The following is a 19,709-nucleotide window of genomic DNA, read 5'->3' as shown; positions in this document are numbered from 1 at the left end:
ACTTTGCCGCCAGCTTCCTTCAGATTCTACCTCGCGATAGACACCCTTGCTCTTGGCTAATGGTTGGCGATTACATACCCCCATAACGGACTTGCACCGTCGAGTCTGACGCCATGCATGGCGCACATAAAAAAGCCGCTTCATATGAAGCGGCTTTTCATTGATTATCAGTCAATTAGTGAACTTTGTCCACGTTGTTGAATTTCTCTTCGTAGAATTTCAATTTATCCTGGTTCTGCTTGTTATCGTAGATCGTGATCAGCAGATCATACGCATCTTTCAGGTATGATTTCTGTTCCATTTTCAGCTTGCCTTCTTTTCCTAGCAGCTCATCCACTTTCTCAAAATATGGGATAGCAGCATCAAATTTCTGGGCAATCAAACCGCGCAATTCTTCTTTACGCTTCAGTTCTTCCGGCTTCAGACGGCCACCCTGAGGCGGACGAATTGCTTTGTTGATGGTATTGTAGTCCACACCTTCATTGTACTGAATTTGCCCGAGTACCAGGTAAGCAGCAGCATAATCAGGTTTTTCGGCCACCACCTTTTTCAGTTCTTCTTCGGCCTTTGCTATGAGCTCCTTGGAATTTGCCGGACGCTGAGCTACATCAGGTTTATAGCCTTCAGAATACAGTTCCACTGCGTAGTTATAGCGGATGGATGTATTGGTTGGATCGCCAGCCAGTACCGCTTCGTATTTTTTGAAGAGTTCGGCTTTGTCGCCACCATCACGCGCAATATCCAGCTCGTATGCAGGCCAGAATTTATCTTCCGGATATACTTCTTTACCAAGTGTCAGGTATTTTTTGGCAGCCTCTGTATCTTTTTTCTGGTTGTAATTATAATCCACCAGCCACTTATAAATTTCCACCATGCCCTCACCATTCACTTTGGCATCCGCCAGTTTGGAATAATAAATAGCGGCATCATCGCGCTTGTTGGATTTCTCAGCACTGATACCTGCATATAGAACAACGGTTGTATCAAGTGCGAGATTCGACCATTTTTTGCTCACCATGTAATCACTTACTTCCAGGCAATTCTTGAAGTTGCCATATGCCTCTTCAAATTTGTTTCCATTGTAAGCATCTGCACCAGCTTTAAAATAACCCTGATATACATCCATGATGGGTTTATAATTATCCAACTGCAGGAATACCAACTGGCCTTTATCATCCATATCCACATATTTTTTCAGTGTCTCATAGGCTACAGCACGGGCATCTGGAACGCTAGCTGCCAATGCAGGATCCTGTGAAATTTCTGCATAAATTTTAGCTTTGGTATACCAGGCTTCGAGATTCTTTGCATTTTTTTCATTCGCCAGGAAAGTCTCAATCTGATCCTTAGCCTCAGTATATTTTTTGGCTTTCACATTGTTCTTGATCTTTTCCAGATTCTGGGCAGATAAACCCAGTACCGTGGTGGCGAGCATTGCTGTTAGTAAGAGCTTTTTCATCAGTCCTATTTTTGTTAGAGGTTTAGTTTACTAATATTTATTCAGATGGATTTTCAACAGGTTCGGTTGTCTCTCCGGCAGCTGGAGTTTCAGGAGTTTCCGGATTTTCTATGGACTCCGTATTTTCTTCTTCCATTTCATCCAGCTTGGTGATTGCAGCAATGGAATCACTAGCCTGTAAGTTAATCAATTTAACACCTTGAGTAGCCCGACCCGCCTCACGGATATCCGCAATGGAAGTACGGATGGTCATACCACTTTTACAGGTAATCATCAGATCTTCCTTCTCCGTTACATCCAGAATACCTACCAATGGTCCGGTTTTATCGGTTACACTGATGGTTTTCACCCCTTTTCCACCCCGGTTTGTAATCCGGTATTCATCGATCTGGGTACGTTTTCCAAAACCATTTTCACTTACTACCAATACGGTTTTCTCCGTGTCCTCTTTCTTGACACATATCATGCCAATTACTTCGTCATTTGCATCATCAACTTCGATACCAGCCACACCAATGGCGCCTCTTCCTGTTGGACGAACTTTATCCTCCGGGAAACGGATTGCTCTACCAGATTTCACCGCCATCATGATTTCGCTGCTGCCATCCGTCATCCGGGCATCGAGTAGCTGATCACCCTCCATAATGGTAATTGCATTTACACCGGTCTGGCGAGGGCGACTGAAATCTTCCAGCAATGTCTTTTTGATGACCCCTTGTTTAGTACAAAGCACGATATAATGGGACTGAACAAACTCTTTATCCTCCAGGTTGGCGACATCTATAATTGCCCTGACCTTATCATCCGTTGGCAATTGCATCAGGTTCTGGATCGCCCTTCCTTTGCTGCTCTTTTCTCCTTCCGGAATCTCATATACTTTCAACCAGTAACAGCGTCCTTTTTCCGTAAAGAATAGCATGGTGTGGTGCGTGGACGCCACAAAAATATGTTCAATAAAATCTTCTTCCCTGGTTCTGCTGGCCTTGGCTCCCCGACCGCCGCGGCGTTGCTGGCGATACTCGGTTGCGGATGTCCGTTTAATATAACCAAGATGAGAAATCGTAATCACCACATCCTCTTCAGCAATGAAATCAAGCACGTTCATTTCATTGGCGAGGTAGGTAATCTCCGACTTCCGTGGAGTAGCAAATTTATCTTTTACCTCAATCAGTTCTTTTTTAATTACATCATAGCGCAGGCCTTCATTACCCAATAATTCCTGTAAATGCGCAATCAGTTTCATCAGGGAATCGTATTCCTCCCGGATCTTTTCACGCTCCATGCCGGTGAGTCGCTGCAATCTCAATTCCAGGATCGCTTTCGCCTGAATTTCATCCAATCCCCATCCTGCATTTACGAGTGCTTCCTTTGCACTATCTGGTGTTGCCGAACTACGAATCAACGCAATTACTTCATCCAGGTGATCCAGTGCAATCAGGAAACCTTGTAAGATATGCGCTCTTTTCTGTGCCTCGCGCAGTTCATATTGAGTACGGCGCACCACTACTTCATGGCGGAACTCCACAAATTCCTGAATAAGCTCCCTCAGGTTCAAGGTCCTGGGGCGCCCCTTAACCAGGGCTACGTTATTGATGCCATAGGATGTTTGCAGCTCTGTGAACTTGTAAAGCTGGTTCATCACCACATTCGCAACAGCATCCCGCTTGAGATCAATCACAATACGGGTACCTTCCTTCTCATTTGATTCGTTGTTAACATGGGCAATTCCCTCGATGGTTTTGGAAATCACCAGCTGACCAATTTTATCACAAAGCGAATCCCGATTTACCTGGTAAGGAACTTCCGTTATTACAATCTGCTCCCGACCACTTGGCTTGGTATCAATCTGCATTTTACCACGCAGAACCACTCGGCCGCGGCCTGTAAGGAAGCCTTGTTTAACCCCATCAATTCCCCAGATAGTTCCACCGGTTGGGAAATCCGGTGCTTTTACATACTTCATCAAATCTTCAGCCGATATCTCCCGGTTATCAATGAACGCAATACAGCCATCCACTACTTCTCCCAGGTTGTGAGGCAACATATTGGTCGCCATACCCACAGCAATACCGGTAGAACCATTCACCAGCAATTGAGGAATTCGGGTAGGCAATACCGTTGGTTCTTCCAGGGAATCGTCAAAGTTGAGCTGGAAATCCACCGTTTCTTTTTCGATGTCTTCCAGCATTGCTTCCGCGATTTTCTCCAGCCTTACTTCCGTATAACGCATGGCTGCCGGACCATCTCCATCCTGGCTACCGAAATTACCCTGCCCATCGATCAGGGTATGACGCATACTCCATTCCTGGGCCATTCGAACCATGGTATCATATACGGAGGCATCACCGTGCGGGTGATACTTACCCAATACTTCACCTACAATCCTGGCAGATTTTTTATAGGGTTTATTGGAATTGATACCAAGGTCGTTCATGGCATAAAGCACCCTGCGGTGAACAGGTTTCAATCCATCCCGCACATCGGGTAAAGCCCGGCCTACAATCACCGACATCGAATAATCGATATAGGCGGTTTTCATTTGCTCCTCAATATTGATCTGAATAATCCGGTTGCTGTCGTTGGTTTCCTGTGGCGTCAGATTTTCTTCCATGCTGTAAAAAAATTAACCTTTTGAAAGGGTTCTTTGTTGTTTTATAAAATGCCTTAAAGAAAGTGGGCAAATCTACCGTTTTTAAAGGGCAAAACCTTAACAAATCCCTCAATTTTACCCCAATTTTTCCACCATTTGGTGGCTATCTTTTTTGTATTTTTAGCATCTCTGACCAACCACCAGTAAAGCACAACTAAAACCCACAAATTATGCAACAGTACCGCTTGTTGCGCAACAATAAAGAATCAGGCCCTTATACCTGGAAGGAACTGGCACACCTTCCATTAAAACCCTACGACCTGGTTTGGGTGGATGGCAAAAGTGCGGCCTGGCGTTACCCTTCGGAATTACCAGAATTCAAAGATGTTGCTCCCCGGGTCGAAGAAGATTTTTATGAGCAGTTTCACCGCAAGCCTGCTGAAAAAAAAGAAACCACTGCTACAGTCAGTGCTGGCTTAACCGAAAATGCAGAAGTTTCTACTCCAGTGGTATCCGCAACGGCCCCTATTCCTGCTGAACAGCGAAAGAAAGTGGCAGTAATCCTTCCTGAACGTATGCCTCCTCCAAAACAGGAACCCGTTTTGAGAGTAGTTAAAAAAGAGGCTGCTTCTCTTATACAACAAGCTCCTGAATTAAATAAAGACTTAAATGCACCTGAACAGGTTATAGACCAGCTCCAGCTTCCTCCACTCAAACATTCAAAGAGAAAAATTTCTTTGAAACCTTTTTATTGGGCAGCCGGTTTTTTAGCAATCGCTACAATAACCTGGGCATTCATTCATTTTTCAACCAGCAAACGTTCAGCCAGCCCTGTTCCTGATTCAAACCCGCTGCCGGTTTTACAAACGGTTGGTTCAATAGACGCTTCTTCCGAACTTCCGGCTGCTTTGCCGGAAAATCCGGCACTTGAATTTGCCGCCTTGAAAAGGTTTTTGGCTGTAAGCCCCGATCAGATTAACGTAGGCATGTTTGGAGGTATTAACAGGCTTCAACTGACCATCCAAAACAAACATACAGAGCCGATTGAAAACATCGCCATCGCAGTTGATTTTCTGGAAAAAGACCAGTCCCTTCACCATACTGAAATCGTAGCAATAGCAAAAATAGAAGCGCTGTCATCACAATCTGTACGGGTACCTGCCAACGGAAAAGGCAGGGCAGTTCAAACCCGAATTATTGGAATCGGTAAATACAAACCGTGAAGACTTACTTAACTTCCAGGTCGCGTTCTGCTACTACCTGGTAATGCAGATCCCGGAAAATAAGGGTGTATTGGCCAGGTTGCAGGTAGAGCCGATAATAACCATCCCTATCGGTTAGATAGGTCTGATCCGCAGGTATAAGAGTAGGTAGCAGGTTTCGAAACGTTTCTTCCTTATAATAAGCCTGTACAAGAAACAAATCCCGGTGAGCCGGTTGAACAGCTGCCAATTTTCGGCTACCCAAAAGCGTTAGCCAATCCGCTCTGCCGTATTTTTCCTGAACGGGTGGAAAGAGCAACTGTACATCATAGAGATCATTTTCCAAGAGGCTGACCGGCTGCTTGCCCCGGGTTACCACTGATACCTGCTCCACGGGAATTCGTTTCACCAGCTCTCGATAAAAGTAACGGCCATACTCAAAACTGCTGCCACTGCATAATTCAGTCTGATCAATGGTAAATGGATCAATGCCGGTCAGTCGCTTTAATACCGTACCCATCGGAGTAAAGTTGCCAATTGGCCGCTCTGCGATATGCGCCTGTTCATCAAGCACCAGAATCTTCGCTGCGGTATCCTGTTGCAACAAAGCCGCTAATCGGGATGCCTGTACTGCATCCTGCACATTGCCGGTGTTTCGGGTCATGGAGCTGTCACCATAAGCAATCAGCGTAAATCCAAGTTGTTTTGCTTTTCGTACGATCTCTCCTGCAATGGGATCAGCCACCTGGTAACCAAGAAATTTGGAGACCGGAGCCGTTGCAGGGTTAACCAACGGACTCAGCCAGTAAATCGACAGGTACCGATATCCCAGCTTATAAAAATCCTCCAGTAAGGTATAGAAATAAGCCCGCTGCTGCAATTGAGCTGCATTCTCATTGAATAAAACAACACGCTCCTTGGCAGCCTGTTGCAGTATGTAGGAACGCGCGTCCAGCAATTGCAACTTTCCCATCGTATCGAGATACTTCTTCACATCTTCATATCCGATGGCCATCATGGAATCATAAGACTGTTCCAGGTAATAGTTTGCGAGTAAATAATCTCCTGCCATAGCAAGATGCCTTGCCAACCGATTCTTATCAAAACCGCTTACTGTTTGTTTGAAGTATTCATACAGGGGTTGCAGGTAATGAAGCCCCTCTCCTGCATACAAAGCCGGTGTTCCGGTTGGCGTTAAACGGTAATTGCCTGCCGTATCCAGCGGATACTCTTTCAACTTCAGTGCTGGGCCGGCTGGTTGTGCTTCAATCAGCCCATATAAAAAAACAAACAACGAAACCAGCCAGATTTTTTTCATGTTGCAAAGTGAATGGTTTTGTTGCATCCCGGCTGTTAGGGAAAGATTAAATATGCTGGTTAAGCAGCTGGTTTTTTAGCTCCTCCATTCCAATGCTGGCAAGGTTTTCAAATACCTGCAAGCGGGCTCCAGCAACGGAATAGGGTATCTTTTTATCCACCACAAATAGCGGGCAATCAGGCACAACATAATCAATCAAAGAAGCTGCAGGATAAACAACCAGCGATGTTCCAACAACCAGGAATAAATCAGCTTTTCTCACCAGTGGAACGGCTTCCATCATTTTCGGAACAGGTTCTTCAAACCACACGATGGCAGGACGCCAACGACCGCCATCAGGGGCTAATTCCCCGATGCTCATATCCTCATACACATCCTCTATCAGATCCGTATCAAACTCACTGTGTTTTTTGAAGATTTCCCCATGAAGGTGCAATACTTTCCGGGAGCCGGCTCTTTCGTGGAGGTCATCGATGTTTTGAGTAATGATCTCCACGTCAAAACAATCCTGCAATTCTGCCAGTATCTGGTGTGCCCGATTCGGTTGTGCATGCCTGACAGCCTGCCTGCGTTCGTTATAAAACTTCAATACCTGTTCAGGATTCCTGGCCCAGGCCCGAGGAGTTGCTACCTCTTCAATGGAATACCCTTCCCACAGCCCATCACTGTCGCGAAAGGTCTTAAGTCCGCTTTCTGCGCTGATTCCTGCTCCTGTTAAAACCACCAATTTTTTCATTACTTCTCTCCTGCCAGTTCAAGTATTACCTTCCACTCTTGCTCTGTTACGGGTTGAACACTGAGTCTGCTCAGTTTTACGAGTGCCATATTGGCGAGCCGCGGTTCCGCCTTGATAGCGCTCAAGGGAACAGGGTTCTTCAATTTTTTTACAGGCTTTAGGTCTACCACAACCCAGGCTTCTTCGGTGGTTGTTGGATCCTGGTAAAATTCCTTCACTACTTCAGCAATTCCTACCACTTCCACTCCTTCGTTGCTATGATAATAGAGCACCTGCTCCCCTTTTTTCATAGCTTTCAGATTATTACGTGCAGCATAATTCCGTACACCATCCCAGAAGGTTTTCTTGTCTTTTTCGAACTGATCCCAACTGTATTTAAATGGTTCTGATTTTACCAACCAATAGGCCATGCGCTATAATTTTTTAATTATATAGTGTAAAATAACTGTTCTGAACTACCCCCTACCAGCCGGAAGCGAGGATATCTGCCAGATGAAAGGTTTGTATGGGAAGTTGTTTTTTCTGTATATATCCATCCAGGTGCATAAGACAGGATAAATCAGTACTGATGATGGCTTCAGCTCCGGTTTGCATTGCATTGTTCACTTTCTGATCGGCCATTGCGATACTGATTGGTTCATATTTTATAGAAAACGTACCACCAAAGCCGCAACAGGTTTCCACATCATTCATTTCAACAAGTTCCAGTCCGTTTACATTGGATAAGAGCTTTCTCGGCTCTTCTTTTATTTTGCATTCTCTAAGTGCTGCACAGGAATCGTGATAGGTTGCTTTCATCGGAAAGCTGGCTCCAATATCTTCCACCTTCAATACATTTACCAGGAAATCCGACAATTCAAAAGTTCGGGATTTCAGGTCCTTGATCTGATTATGAATGGAAGAATTATCAAACAATTGCGGATAATAATTACACACAAATCCGGTGCAGGAAGCACTTGGAGCGATGAGATAATCGGAATGAGTTATGTTTTCCCGGATAAATTTTTCCGCTACCAATTTTGCCTCGTTTTGAAAACCAGCATTAAATGCCGGCTGACCGCAACAGGTTTGTTCGGGATTGTAAGCTACCTCGCAACCAAGTTTCTCCAGCACTTTAATCATGTTGAGGGCCGTTGAGGGAAACAACTGATCTACAAAACAGGGAATGAACAATTGTACTCTCACGGTTTCTATTTTTTAAAACTGCGTTGCAGAGCGATCATTTTCAGGGCAGTGATGGCGGCTTCTTCTCCTTTGTGTCCATGTGGACCGCCAAGTCTTTCCATGGCCTGCTCTTCATTTAAAACGGTGAGTACGCCAAAAATGGTGGGAACCGGAAGTTCATGATTGAGTAATACCACACCATCCGTTACAGCTTTACATACATAATCGAAATGCGGAGTATCTCCTTTTATCACACAACCAAGGGCGATGAAAGCATGCGGACGATCATCCCAATACTTTTTGGCTTCCCAGTAAGCACGAATCGCAAAAGCGATTTCCACTGCTCCTGGAACGGTGATGGTGGTTACCTTGTCGATCCCCTGTTCAGCCAGTACTTTCCGGGCACCGGCTTCAAGTTCACCTACAATGGAATCATTCCATTCTGTTCTAACCAGAACAACACAGGCATCCTTGGGTAGGATGCCTGCAGGTATCTTTACAACATTGGTATTTCCAGTTGCTGCCATATTGATTATAATTCTCCCAGTCGCGCCAGGTATTTATCCACTTCAAATCCTCTTTCAGAACGAGGGTATTTTTCCTTGATCAATTTATAAGATTCAATCGCTTCCTTGTTTTTTCCAAGGCTCTCATACAGAAAACCACTACGGAACAAGTATTCAGCGGAATTGAACTCATCTTTTTCAAAGATGGCGGCTGCTTCTCGATACATTTTGGCAGCTTCTTCTTTTTTACCCTGCTCTGCATAGGTATCAGCCAACAGGGACTTGGCACGTGCGCTGATTTGTAAAGAAGAAGTTGAAAAATCTTTCAGGTGCTTTTCTGCGTTGGCGAAATCACCCTGCTTCAAATAAATGGCACCCGCATAAAAATGAGCCAGGTTGGCTGCTTTGGTACCGCTGTATTTATCCATGATCTTGAGAAAGCCAGGATTGGTTGCATCTCCATTCAGCGCCAGTGCAAGGGAATCCTGCTGAAAATATTGCTGTGCCCTGAAAATAGCATCATTTGCACTCTTTTCTTTTGGCTCGGCAACCAGGTATTTATACCCTACGATGCCACCTGCCACCACAATGATAGCGGTTAGCCCGATCAGGATTTTTTTACTGTTCTGCTGCCAAAAACCAGTAACCTTGTCTACCACCTCCATTGAGGCATCCGGCTGCACCGGTACATTCGTATTTTCCGCCATGTTTTATTTGTATTCTGTTAGTCTACGATATAAGGATAATTCTGATCCACATAAATGTCTTTCAACACCTCACTGTCGTCAGGCCAGGGACTTTCTTCAGCAAATTTTACTGACTCTTCCACTTCCTGTTCAACGCGTTTATCAATTGCAGCAATTTCTTCTGCAGTGGCGAATTTGTTGTCAAGCAGTGTTTTTTTCACCATTTCAATCGGATCTCTCTGTTTGTATTCTTCCACTTCTTCCTTAGTGCGGTATTTCTGTGGGTCAGAGATTGAATGGCCTTTGTAACGGTATGTTTTGATTTCGATCAGCGTTGGACCGTCACCTTCACGGGCACGCTTAACCGCTCTGGCAACACTTTCGTGTACCGCTTCCGGACTCATACCGTCGATAGAATCAGCCGGCATTTCGTAGGCATCCGCCAGTTTGTAGATATCATGTACGTTGGATGTACGCTCAACAGAGGTACCCATCGCATAATTATTGTTTTCACAGATGAAAATCACCGGGATTTTCCAAAGCATGGCCAGGTTAAAAGTTTCATGCAGGATACCCTGGCGGGCAGCACCATCCCCGAAGAAAGTCAGGCAAACAGCGTCTGTTCCTTTGTACTTTTCAGCGAAAGCGATACCAGCACCGGTACCGATCTGTGCTCCAACAATACCATGTCCGCCGAAAAAGCGTTCCTTAATACCAAAGAAGTGCATGGAACCACCTTTTCCTTTGGCACAACCAGTGGCTTTCCCATAGAGTTCGGCCATACACGCTTTTGCACTGATGCCTTTTGCAAGTGCCAGACCATGATCACGATAAGCGGTGATGAAGGCGTCTTCAGCCTTTGTAGCGGTCATACATCCGGCAGCAATTGCTTCCTGCCCAACATAAGCATGGAAGAAACCGCGGATTTTTCCTTCCATTTTGTATTTCTCTTCAGCCTTCAGTTCAAACTGGCGGATCAGCTGCATCAGCTCATACCAGTAGAGATAGGTCTCCTTTGAAAATTTTGTTGCCACTTGTTAAGTTTTGAGACGGGCAAAGATAAGGGAAAATTCAGCTAACCAAGTAGTTAAAGGGTGTAATATTGCATCCATCTTGCTGCAGCTGGAATCCATATCGGTCTATCAGTTTAAAAACTATGGAATGGCACAATGGGCCTTCCAGGATCGTATCATTGCGATCAGTGGAAGAAACGGGATTGGTAAGACCAACCTGTTGGATGCCATCTATTTTCTTTGTTTTACCAAGAGCTATTTTCAGCGTTCTGATGCCAATCTTGTACTGCACGGTGCCCAGGGAATACGAGTAGCGGGAAAATTCATTCGCGATGGTAAAACCATCGAGGTAACGGGTGTGATCCGGGAAACCGGGAAGAAAACCTTTTCAATAGACGGGCAGCCCTATGATCGCTTATCTGATCATATTGGTCAGTTTCCGGCTGTTTTCATTGCCCCCGATGATGTTCAAATCATACTGGAAGGCAGTGAAGAGAGGAGGAGATTTCTGGATGCCCTTTTGTCACAGGTCGACGCTGTTTATCTGCAGGAACTCATGAAATACAATAAAGTGCTGCAGCAACGTAACAGCCTCTTAAAACAACAGCTGGAATCAGGCCGACAACAGCCCGAATTACTGGAAATCCTGGACCAGCAATTGGTTCAGCCGGCTCAGTATGTATTTGAAAAGAGAAGCTACTACTGCACTGATTTGCTAAACCGGTCCATAGAACGATATGGCTCCATTGCCAGCAACCGGTATGCGCTAAATTTAAAATATGAGAGCCCGCTTCAGGCAGGCTCAATGGCGGAGCTGCTGAAAATGAACCGCCAGCGGGATCTTACCAGTGGCAGAACCCAGGCCGGTATTCATCGCGATGATATCCTCATGTTGCTGGGCGACCAGCCTTTCCGACAAACTGCCTCTCAGGGACAACGTAAAAGCCTGCTCTTTTCCCTGAAACTGGCAGAGTTTCAGTTATTGAAGGAGAAAAAGGGATTTGCCCCACTCCTGCTGCTGGATGATGTATTTGAAAAACTGGATGCAGAACGGATGCACAACCTTTTACAGGAGGTATGCCTGGCAAACGATGGTCAGGTATTTGTAACGGATACCCATTCCGAACGCTTAAGGGAAAGTTTTGACCGGTTGGGTACAGGGTTTCAGGAAATTCGGTGTACTGAATAGTGCAGTAATTCTGAATTTCTGGCCGGAAATGAAAAAACACCTTGCATCAAGGTAAAAAAATTGGGTACGGATTTTCCATTTGGAATCGGGAATCAGGAATTTGGTTTTCCACAATTTGTTTGGCAACAGGAGGGATCTCACCGTCTCACATCTGACGTTTCACTTTTCACCTACCATTCCCTCCCTGCCAAACCCTTCTGCCACTAACCAGAAATAATATTTCCTACTTCTAAATTCACAGCTCCTACTTCTTACTTCCGAGGTTTGGATATAAAAACGGGACCAATAACAGCACAAAGATGCGACATGTTCACTATTAGTTGCATCAACAACTAGTTGAATTGTGTAAATTTTACATATTTAGCTGAATGGGTTATTCCGCTTGCCGAATCGGTTCGAAACCTATCTTTGCTCCATGGGTGAATTTTCATTGGGAGAAGCTATTCAGCAGTTTTTGCAGAAGAGCCGTTTAAAAGGTTCTGTGCAGGCGTTGCAGATAACGGATGTGTGGGAACAGATCATGGGCAAAACGGTAGCGCGGTATACAGAAAGTATTAAAATCTATGGCGACAAGCTTTATATCAGCACCTCGGTAGCGCCACTCAAACAGGAATTACTGTTTCAAAAAGAACATATCATCAACCGGGTGAATGAAGCCTTGGGAGAAAAGATCATTAAGGAAGTGATCATTCAATAAAGTCAGGTGATACGGGCTCTTGGGTCCACCCATCCATACAGCAGATCTGCGAGGATATTCACTAATACAAAAAAAGCAGCGGATACCAATACTGCCCCCATTACAACGGGAAAATCGAGTTTTTCAAGGGCATCCACCGTCAGTTTTCCCAATCCTTTCCACCCGAAAATGTATTCAACAAAAAAGGCTCCGGCAAGTAATTCCGCGAACCAGCCGGTGATAGCTGTTAAAACAGGATTCAAAGCGTTGCGCAGGCCATGCTTCCAGATTATTTTTCTTTCGGAAAGTCCCTTTGCACGGGCAGTACGAATAAAGTCCGCTTCCAGAACATCCAGTAAAGAGGCCCTGGTTAGCTGGGCGATAATTGCCAACGGACGAATACCAAGTGTTAGTGCTGGAAGTATGAGGTTTGCCAGACTTAAATATGGCTTACCGCTTTCGGTATCCAGGTCAAACCAGGAACCGGTCATATGAAGGCCGGTATATTGGCTCCAGACAAAACCAAATAAATAGGCTATAGCGATGGCCATGAAAAAAGACGGTGCTGAAATTCCCAGAATGCTGGTAAAAATTGTGGTAGTATCGAGCCAGGTACCTTTTTTTAGAGCAGCTAAGACACCCAGGGAAATTCCTGCCGCTGTTGCAAAAAACATGGCAGCAACTGCCAGCATCAGGGTGCCTGGCAAAGCTTCCGCTATGATAGTGCCAACTTCTCTCCTGCTCTGGTAAGAGGTACGCAAGTAAGGTCGTTTCAAGCCAAGTTGGCGGGATCCGATATCCAGGAAAACTCCTTTCAGCTTCTTCCGCTGAATTTCCTCCTCTGTATGTAATCCGATTGGAGAAACATCATTCAGGTATCCCAGGAATTGTTTCCATTTGGGTTGATCCAGGTACAGATCACGGCGTATATTTTCCTGGGTAGCCTGATCGGCTCTTTGCCCCATTACAAGACGCGAAGGATCTCCGAATCCCTGGAACAGGAAAAAGACCAACACTACTACTCCCAGCAGCACCGCAACCCCATAAAGCATTTTATGTATTATGTATCTGAACATCTCCCATTTCTTGTCTCCTGTCTCCTCTGTCTCCAGTCTCCCTTCTTCCATTCCTCCATCTTCCATTCTCACTTCACAGCCCTCTTCTTCTTTACAACTCCATCCTGTAAAACATACAGTGTTACCGGATAACGGGCGGCTGTTTTCACTGCCACAGCATCGCAGCGAAGCAGTAAAACCGGTGTTTCCACGGTAGCAAGCAAGGGCTCAACCTCTCCCGCAAGGGATGTGATCACATATACTGGTTTACCCGTCTTTTCCGTATCCTTCTTCAATGTAATCAATTGTTCAAGTATAGCGGGTTTATCGGTTTCATTCAATGCCTGAATAAACAGCCAGTACATTTCACCTGGTTGATTGATAATGGCGCTGGTAGTATCAGCCCCGCTGGGCGCAAGCAGTACAAAGTCCTTTATTTTCGGTTCTGCATTACCTTTCCGTACCAGTTTATCATATCTGCGCACAAAACTATAAACGGACTCATCAAAATCATCCGGAAACTGGTCTGCTGTAAATTCGACTTCCTTTCCTCCTTTATTGTAAACAAACGTTATGACCGTACTATCAGGAATGGCACCTGCCGGTATTTTCATCTGTTCTTCAATGCGGGCGCCTTTTTTATAGGGTAGACAATCCACAATCGGAAGATAATTCAAGACATACCATTGCAGGCCAAAACTGAAAATAGTGGTGACGGCTAATGCGATGATTGAATTTCGAGTACTCATCGCCGTGATAATCCGGTTCCTGTTTACAAAAAGCAATAAAATAAGCCCCAGCAGCAGTAGGTCTTTAATAAAGGATTGATCTGCTGTCAGCGGGATGCAATCGCCAAAACAGCCACAGGTTTTGATCTTTCCGGAGAAGAGTGCGTATCCGGTTAAGAAGGTAAAGAAAATGATCAATAATAAAAGTAACCAGCTGAATAACCGCATCTGCCAACCGATAATGACTGCTACCCCGGCGATGATCTCAAAAGCGATCATTAATACGGAAAAGGCCAGCGTGAAATCATTCAACTGATGCAGCCCCCATACTTCAAAAAACTCCTGCATTTTATAACTTAGCCCGAGTGGATCATTGGCTTTTACGAGTCCGGAAAATATAAAAAGGAGTCCGACAATATATCGGGTAATTGTTAAGATGAGTTTCATAATTTCTTAGTGTTTTCCTTCCTTTAAAAGGATCAGTGCAAATGCTGCATAATTGAAGATATCGAGATAATTGGCATCAATGCCTTCGCTGATAATGGTTTGTCCGTCGTTTGCCAGAATCTGCCGGATCCGCATCAATTTGGCCAGGATAAGATCCGTAAAACTTTCCTGACTCATATCTCTCCAGGCTTCTCCATAATCGTGATTCTTTTGTGCCATAAGGGAACGCGCCCGATTTACCTGGTCATCGTAAAGTTCAGTTACTCTTTCAGCAGCCAGATTTTCTTCCGGATCTCCGGCCAGTTGCAATTGCATAAGCCCGATTACAGCATAGTTCAGTATCCCCATAAATTCCGACTGGATGCTATCGCCTACCAGTTGTTTTTTATTTTCCTGGATGGTGCGAATCCGTTTGGCCTTTATGAAAATCTGGTCCACAACGGAAATCGGACGGTAAACCCGCCAGGAAGTACCGTAGTCACGGGTTTTATGAATAAATATCGCTTTGCATTCCCCGATCACTTCGTTGTACTGTGCTGTTGTATTGGACATGGGTTCGAATAAAATGTTCATCTTTATCGTTCAAAAATAAGGATTCACGAGCATGTATACCCTGAATTGCCGAGGACGTTTACTGGTATTGGATCAGCCTGTTGTAATGGGCATCATTAATCTTACACCGGATTCCTTCTATGCCGGCAGCCGATCCGCTCAGCTGGATGCTGTATTGTTTAAAGCAGAACAATTATTGACAGCTGGTGCAGTTATATTGGATATTGGGGCACAGAGTACTCGACCAGGTAGTAACTATTTAACGGCCGATGAAGAATGGGCAAGACTGGCTCCAGTTTTACCTACCCTCACAGAACATTTTCCCCAGGCCTATTTTTCAGTGGATACCTTTCACGCTTCCGTTGCACAACAGGCTTATGAAGCAGGAGTACACCTGATCAATGATATCAGTTTTGGTATGCTGGATAATGAAATGATTCCTGTAGTGGCTAAAAGCGGTCTTCCATATATCGGAATGCACATGAAGGGCAGTCCTCAAACCATGCAATCGCTGGCTAATTATGATGATCTACTGCTGGAAATAACTGATTTTTTTAGTCAACGGATCGCGGCCTGCAGAGCAGCGGGAATTAAAGATCTGATCCTGGACCCCGGTTTTGGTTTCGCTAAAACGCGTGAACACAATTTTCAATTATTGAACAGAATGCAGGAACTGCAGGTATTTGAACTTCCTTTGCTGGCAGGTCTCTCCCGTAAATCAATGATCACTAAAACCCTTGGCATAACTGCCGACGAAGCCCTGAATGGGACCACTGTGCTCAATACGGTTGCACTGCAAAAAGGCGCTACCATTCTTCGCGTCCACGATCCCAAACCCGCCGTTGAAGCCATCCGTCTTCTCACAAAACTTACAGATTCATAAAAAATCAGACTGCAACTTTCACCTTTCACCTTTCACTTTTCACTCTTTCACATCTCACATCTCACCTTTCACAAAAAAAGCCCCCGTTTTTAACGAAGGCTTTTCTCATGTGTGTGAAAGTTATATAACAACTAAATTTCACTATTGTTTACCATCAACCGGCGGCATCATTGGATTTTGCTTTGGCTGAGGCATGGTATCATGTACATCTACCACTTCAATGTCGAACATCAGTGCTTCATTGGGTTGTCCACCAGGACCCGGACGAGAACCATAGGAAAGGAATCCTGGTATGTAAAGGGTTCCTTTTCCTCCTTTTGAAAACTGGCGGATACCTTCATCCCAGCCTGGAATCACCTGGCCTACTCCCAATGGGAACGTAATTGGATCCTTCCCTGGTTCCATAGTGGATTCGAATTCCTTACCGGTCAGCAACAATTTTCCGCGGTATTTAACAGATACATATTTTCCGGAATCCGCTTTTGCACCAGAACCTGCTTCATCAATTTTTACATAGGTACCTTTTCCAATTTTATTGGCAGAAATGTTATTTTTCTTGATGTACTCATCTACGATTGCCTGATCGCGGTCTTTTTGTCCGGCCATTTCTTTGTCCTGGATAGCCTGCACCTGCTGTTCATTGTCCAGTACATCTGCAACACGCAAATGCAGGTAAAGCTTATCACCCTTTTTCATAAAGGGGGGCAACATGGGGTTTTGTTTCATGAGGCTGTCAACATCCTGAACAACGACCACACTGTCTCCTTTGTGAAGGAAACGAAATACTTCTGCCGCATTATAAACGGGGCCAACACTATCTACCCTTGTGAAAACGGGCATACCGCCTTCAGAAGTCATAAGGGTTGAGTCATTGATTTTTTGCGTATAATGAACCTGGAGGAACTGGCCGATTTTTACCTGCGGACCGCTGCCTTTTTCCACAATCTTATACGTTATACCGCTGGGAGTTTTGCTGTAGTCGGTACTACCACAGGCTGCAAATAAAGAGGCAGCAATTGCTGTTGAGAATAGAAGCGTTTTTGTCATTTTTTATATCAGTTGAAATTCTGATGCGTTTTCTTTAACCACCTGTCTGAAGGTCTTTACGGTTTCTTCCAGCGTTGCGCTGCTTCTACCGCCGGCGGCATTAAAATGACCTCCCCCTTCAAAAAAGCGACGTGCAAAGGTATTGACATCTACATTACCCTTGCTTCTGAAGCTCCATTTTCTTTCTTCATCCCGATCAATACAGATAGCCGCCATTTTGATTCCGCCGATGGACAGCGGATAGTTAACCAATCCTTCCGTATCTCCTGTTTTAATGTCATAGCGCAACAGGTCGTTTTTCGGAACATATATCAATGCGGTATTGTATTCATAAAAAACTTCCATTCGATTGGTCAGTACATGACCAATAAACCGAAGGCGGTTTTCCATGAAATTATCATACAGGTTTTCGTGAATAACCGTATGATTAAGCCCGGTTTCCTTCAATCTGGCAGCCATTTTATGTACACTCACGGAGGCAGCAGGGAAACGGAAGGAGCCGGTGTCACCAATCAAGCCGGCATACAGACAGGCTGCCACATCAACATTTAGATAGGTCTGCAGCTGTGCTTCCAGAATGAAATCATAAATCATTTCACAGGTGCTGCTTTTTGAAATATCGCTGATGCCAAAATCAAAACTTTCTACCGCAGGTTGCTGGTGATGATCAATCAACACCTTGGTAGCCGTTGCTGCTTCCACCACCGGAACCAGGTGTTTTGTGCGGATCAGTGTATTGAAGTCCAGGCAGAATATCCAATTCGCTTCTGCTATTATTCGGGCCGATTTTTCACGGGTTATTTCATAATTAAGTACGTCCTCGGTACCAGGCATCCAATCCAGAAAAGCAGCCCAATTGGTGGGGGAAATAACAGTAACCTGATGCCCCAATGCTTTTAATACCTGCGACAAGGCTAGAGAAGAGCCCATTGCGTCGGGGTCTGGTTTCTGATGCGTGGTGATAACAACCCTGGCAGGTGTTGCCAGTTTCGGATAAATATGATGTATTGGTAGCATAAAGCCGGGCAAATGTAGGTAAAATTAGCTACCTTTGCGCCCCAAAGAGCAAGTATATATGAGTAACAGAACATTTACGATGATCAAGCCGGATGCTATGAAAAATGGTCATGCCGGTGCTATCCTGGACCGTATCATCAAGGAAGGATACCGTGTAGTGGCCCTGAAAATGACTAAGCTGAGTGCTGAAAAAGCAGGTGAATTTTATGCTGTACACAAAGCGCGTCCTTTCTACGGTGAACTGGTTGAGTTCATGAGCAGTGGCCCGATCATTGCCGCAATTCTTGAAAAAGAAAATGCTGTTTCGGCGTTCCGCACCCTTATCGGAGCAACTGATCCTGCGAAGGCAGACGAAGGTACCATCCGTAAATTGTTCGCCACTTCCCTTGGTGAGAATGCCATTCATGGAAGTGACAGCGATGAAAATGCAGCAATTGAAGGTGCATTTTTCTTTAGTGGGCTGGAAGAAGTGAAGTAAGATGTGAGACGTGAGACGTGAGACGTGAGACGTGAAAAAATACAGGCCTCCCTTTGGGAGGCTTTTTTTGTAGGTAAATAGCTAATTCCGTACAGGATTCGGCACCGGCACAACTGTATAACCGGCTTTTTTCAACAGGCTCAGTACTCCTTTATCTCCCGGCAGGTGTGCCGCGCCTACGGCAAACAAAGCAGGTTGCTTTTTCATGGCTGCCTCCATTGCCGGGATCCAATTAGCGTTTCTACCATATAAAAAGAGTTCGAGATAGGAACTTACTCCTCCCTCCTCATCCAGGGTTAACTGTTCAATCTGGTCGAGGTCCTGAGCTAAATAGATAGCTGCCATCCTGTTGGTAAAACTGTCCTGTTTAGCTTCTTCATCAATCGCTTTCAGTAGTTCTTTTGCTTGTTCGTCATATGGAATACTATCAAAAACGCTGGCCTGAAATTCAATCGTTTCCAACCCGCTGATTGGTTTTCCTTCTTTCTTTGCCTGTTTAAGGATAAGTTCCTCCATACCTGTTTTGGTCCCACAGGGCATTTTGGCTTCACTTAGCATGGCAGCCACAAAATAAGGCTTGAAGCGCTCCATCATGCTAAGTGGCAACACTGTTTTGTTATTGGAGAAATAGTTTTTAACCCGCTGGTATTCATCCGGACTAAGCAGGTCACCAATCTTTTTGTTATCCTTCATCCGGATGAACTTGAAAACACCCAGCATTTCGCCCGGGTTATCCATATCAATTTCGAAAAACACCTGCTCTGATCTGGACAGTGCCGACAACAGGCTATCACTCATCATCTCTTCCGCCGAACAAAGCAAGTGCATGGTACCAAATACAAAAGACGGCTTGCTTAATCCGTTTCCACTGACCTGCCATAATAAGGTTTTGGGTTGTTGGGCAGATACGGACAGGTTCAGGATCAACGCTGAGATAACGCTAAAGAACAAACGAAGCTTCAT

Annotated in this window: 20 protein-coding genes; 5 read left to right on the top strand and 15 right to left on the bottom strand. The window is 44.9% G+C overall.

Annotated features, from left to right (window positions below):
- Positions 1–175 precede the first annotated feature (175 nt).
- Together L0U88_RS11130 and gyrA are read right to left on the bottom strand one after the other, a co-directional pair.
- A complete protein-coding gene (locus L0U88_RS11130; protein ID WP_234866125.1) occupies positions 176–1,459 on the bottom strand; it encodes a hypothetical protein in 1,284 nt (427 codons plus the stop codon).
- Positions 1,460–1,496: 37 nt separating this feature from the next.
- A complete protein-coding gene (gene gyrA, locus L0U88_RS11125; protein WP_234866124.1) occupies positions 1,497–4,070 on the bottom strand; it encodes a DNA gyrase subunit A in 2,574 nt (857 codons plus the stop codon).
- A gap of 209 nt (positions 4,071–4,279) precedes the next feature.
- Between gyrA and L0U88_RS11120 the strand changes: the two genes are divergently transcribed.
- Positions 4,280–5,272, top strand: a complete 993-nt coding sequence (locus L0U88_RS11120) for a hypothetical protein (protein ID WP_234866123.1) — start codon at positions 4,280–4,282, stop codon at positions 5,270–5,272.
- A 4-nt stretch (positions 5,273–5,276) separates the two neighbouring features.
- On the opposite strand, the gene L0U88_RS11115 is transcribed toward L0U88_RS11120, so the two are convergent.
- Genes L0U88_RS11115 through pdhA form a run of 7 tightly spaced genes read right to left on the bottom strand, consistent with a single transcriptional unit; the run spans position 5,277 to position 10,695 of the window.
- Positions 5,277–6,569 (bottom strand): hypothetical protein, encoded by a 1,293-nt coding sequence (locus L0U88_RS11115; protein ID WP_234866122.1) that lies wholly within the window; start codon positions 6,567–6,569, stop codon positions 5,277–5,279.
- Between the two features lie 46 nt (positions 6,570–6,615).
- On the bottom strand, positions 6,616–7,305 hold the full coding sequence (locus tag L0U88_RS11110) for an SIR2 family NAD-dependent protein deacylase (protein ID WP_234866121.1): 690 nt from the start codon (positions 7,303–7,305) through the stop codon (positions 6,616–6,618).
- On the bottom strand, positions 7,305–7,715 hold the full coding sequence (locus L0U88_RS11105) for an EVE domain-containing protein (protein ID WP_234866120.1): 411 nt from the start codon (positions 7,713–7,715) through the stop codon (positions 7,305–7,307). The genes L0U88_RS11110 and L0U88_RS11105 overlap by 1 nt, the downstream gene beginning before the upstream one ends.
- 52 nt (positions 7,716–7,767) lie before the next feature.
- A complete protein-coding gene (locus L0U88_RS11100; RefSeq protein WP_234866119.1) occupies positions 7,768–8,490 on the bottom strand; it encodes a (Fe-S)-binding protein in 723 nt (240 codons plus the stop codon).
- 5 nt (positions 8,491–8,495) lie between these two features.
- Positions 8,496–8,996, bottom strand: coding sequence for a 6,7-dimethyl-8-ribityllumazine synthase (gene ribH, locus L0U88_RS11095; protein ID WP_234866118.1), 501 nt, complete (start codon positions 8,994–8,996; stop codon positions 8,496–8,498).
- 5 nt (positions 8,997–9,001) lie between these two features.
- Positions 9,002–9,682 carry a YfgM family protein gene (locus L0U88_RS11090; RefSeq protein ID WP_234866117.1) on the bottom strand — a complete coding sequence of 227 codons (681 nt, stop codon included), beginning with the start codon at positions 9,680–9,682 and terminating at the stop codon, positions 9,002–9,004.
- Between the two features lie 17 nt (positions 9,683–9,699).
- Positions 9,700–10,695 (bottom strand): pyruvate dehydrogenase (acetyl-transferring) E1 component subunit alpha, encoded by a 996-nt coding sequence (pdhA, locus tag L0U88_RS11085; RefSeq protein ID WP_234866116.1) that lies wholly within the window; start codon positions 10,693–10,695, stop codon positions 9,700–9,702.
- 79 nt (positions 10,696–10,774) lie between these two features.
- Here pdhA and recF point away from each other — a divergent pair, with 79 nt between their 5' ends.
- Complete coding sequence (recF, locus tag L0U88_RS11080) at positions 10,775–11,863, top strand: DNA replication/repair protein RecF (protein WP_234866115.1); 1,089 nt, start codon at positions 10,775–10,777, stop codon at positions 11,861–11,863.
- A gap of 415 nt (positions 11,864–12,278) precedes the next feature.
- Positions 12,279–12,560, top strand: coding sequence for a DciA family protein (locus L0U88_RS11075; RefSeq protein WP_234866114.1), 282 nt, complete (start codon positions 12,279–12,281; stop codon positions 12,558–12,560).
- A gap of 2 nt (positions 12,561–12,562) precedes the next feature.
- Here the strand turns inward: L0U88_RS11075 and L0U88_RS11070 are convergent, their stop codons facing one another.
- The 3 genes from L0U88_RS11070 to L0U88_RS11060 are packed head-to-tail and all read right to left on the bottom strand — an operon-like array spanning position 12,563 to position 15,342.
- Positions 12,563–13,666, bottom strand: a complete 1,104-nt coding sequence (locus L0U88_RS11070) for an ABC transporter permease (protein ID WP_234866113.1) — start codon at positions 13,664–13,666, stop codon at positions 12,563–12,565.
- 17 nt (positions 13,667–13,683) lie between these two features.
- Entirely contained in the window at positions 13,684–14,769 is a 1,086-nt protein-coding gene (locus L0U88_RS11065; RefSeq protein WP_234866112.1) for a BT_3928 family protein, read from the bottom strand.
- Positions 14,770–14,775: 6 nt separating this feature from the next.
- Positions 14,776–15,342 carry a DUF1599 domain-containing protein gene (locus L0U88_RS11060; RefSeq protein WP_234866111.1) on the bottom strand — a complete coding sequence of 189 codons (567 nt, stop codon included), beginning with the start codon at positions 15,340–15,342 and terminating at the stop codon, positions 14,776–14,778.
- A gap of 31 nt (positions 15,343–15,373) precedes the next feature.
- Between L0U88_RS11060 and folP the strand changes: the two genes are divergently transcribed.
- Positions 15,374–16,204, top strand: a complete 831-nt coding sequence (gene folP / locus L0U88_RS11055) for a dihydropteroate synthase (RefSeq protein ID WP_234866110.1) — start codon at positions 15,374–15,376, stop codon at positions 16,202–16,204.
- A gap of 141 nt (positions 16,205–16,345) precedes the next feature.
- Here folP and L0U88_RS11050 read toward each other — a convergent pair whose 3' ends face one another.
- Entirely contained in the window at positions 16,346–17,251 is a 906-nt protein-coding gene (locus tag L0U88_RS11050; protein ID WP_234866109.1) for an FKBP-type peptidyl-prolyl cis-trans isomerase, read from the bottom strand.
- Between the two features lie 3 nt (positions 17,252–17,254).
- Positions 17,255–18,268, bottom strand: a complete 1,014-nt coding sequence (locus L0U88_RS11045; protein WP_234866108.1) for a DHH family phosphoesterase — start codon at positions 18,266–18,268, stop codon at positions 17,255–17,257.
- 58 nt (positions 18,269–18,326) lie between these two features.
- Here L0U88_RS11045 and L0U88_RS11040 point away from each other — a divergent pair, with 58 nt between their 5' ends.
- Entirely contained in the window at positions 18,327–18,746 is a 420-nt protein-coding gene (locus tag L0U88_RS11040) for a nucleoside-diphosphate kinase (RefSeq protein WP_234866107.1), read from the top strand.
- Positions 18,747–18,827: 81 nt separating this feature from the next.
- On the opposite strand, the gene L0U88_RS11035 is transcribed toward L0U88_RS11040, so the two are convergent.
- Positions 18,828–19,709, bottom strand: a complete 882-nt coding sequence (locus L0U88_RS11035; protein WP_234866106.1) for a TraB/GumN family protein — start codon at positions 19,707–19,709, stop codon at positions 18,828–18,830.

Origin of the sequence: Flavihumibacter fluminis (genome assembly GCF_021491375.1) — a bacterium.
Classification (GTDB): Bacteria; Bacteroidota; Bacteroidia; order Chitinophagales; family Chitinophagaceae; genus Flavihumibacter; species Flavihumibacter fluminis.
This window is presented reverse-complemented; position numbering and strand designations above follow the sequence as displayed.

Bases quoted from the DNA above. Each gene is read 5' to 3' on its own strand.
- folP (WP_234866110.1), top strand. From the start codon at position 15,374: ATGTATACCCTGAATTGCCGAGGACGTTTACTGGTATTGGATCAGCCT.
- L0U88_RS11090 (WP_234866117.1), bottom strand. From the start codon at position 9,682: ATGGCGGAAAATACGAATGTACCGGTGCAGCCGGATGCCTCAATGGAG.
- L0U88_RS11060 (WP_234866111.1), bottom strand. From the start codon at position 15,342: ATGAACATTTTATTCGAACCCATGTCCAATACAACAGCACAGTACAAC.
- L0U88_RS11050 (WP_234866109.1), bottom strand. From the start codon at position 17,251: ATGACAAAAACGCTTCTATTCTCAACAGCAATTGCTGCCTCTTTATTT.
- L0U88_RS11075 (WP_234866114.1), top strand. From the start codon at position 12,279: ATGGGTGAATTTTCATTGGGAGAAGCTATTCAGCAGTTTTTGCAGAAG.
- L0U88_RS11110 (WP_234866121.1), bottom strand. From the start codon at position 7,305: ATGAAAAAATTGGTGGTTTTAACAGGAGCAGGAATCAGCGCAGAAAGC.
- L0U88_RS11035 (WP_234866106.1), bottom strand. From the start codon at position 19,709: ATGAAGCTTCGTTTGTTCTTTAGCGTTATCTCAGCGTTGATCCTGAAC.
- L0U88_RS11045 (WP_234866108.1), bottom strand. From the start codon at position 18,268: ATGCTACCAATACATCATATTTATCCGAAACTGGCAACACCTGCCAGG.
- L0U88_RS11115 (WP_234866122.1), bottom strand. From the start codon at position 6,569: ATGAAAAAAATCTGGCTGGTTTCGTTGTTTGTTTTTTTATATGGGCTG.
- L0U88_RS11120 (WP_234866123.1), top strand. From the start codon at position 4,280: ATGCAACAGTACCGCTTGTTGCGCAACAATAAAGAATCAGGCCCTTAT.
- L0U88_RS11070 (WP_234866113.1), bottom strand. From the start codon at position 13,666: ATGGAAGAAGGGAGACTGGAGACAGAGGAGACAGGAGACAAGAAATGG.
- ribH (WP_234866118.1), bottom strand. From the start codon at position 8,996: ATGGCAGCAACTGGAAATACCAATGTTGTAAAGATACCTGCAGGCATC.
- gyrA (WP_234866124.1), bottom strand. From the start codon at position 4,070: ATGGAAGAAAATCTGACGCCACAGGAAACCAACGACAGCAACCGGATT.
- L0U88_RS11105 (WP_234866120.1), bottom strand. From the start codon at position 7,715: ATGGCCTATTGGTTGGTAAAATCAGAACCATTTAAATACAGTTGGGAT.
- L0U88_RS11040 (WP_234866107.1), top strand. From the start codon at position 18,327: ATGAGTAACAGAACATTTACGATGATCAAGCCGGATGCTATGAAAAAT.
- L0U88_RS11130 (WP_234866125.1), bottom strand. From the start codon at position 1,459: ATGAAAAAGCTCTTACTAACAGCAATGCTCGCCACCACGGTACTGGGT.
- L0U88_RS11065 (WP_234866112.1), bottom strand. From the start codon at position 14,769: ATGAAACTCATCTTAACAATTACCCGATATATTGTCGGACTCCTTTTT.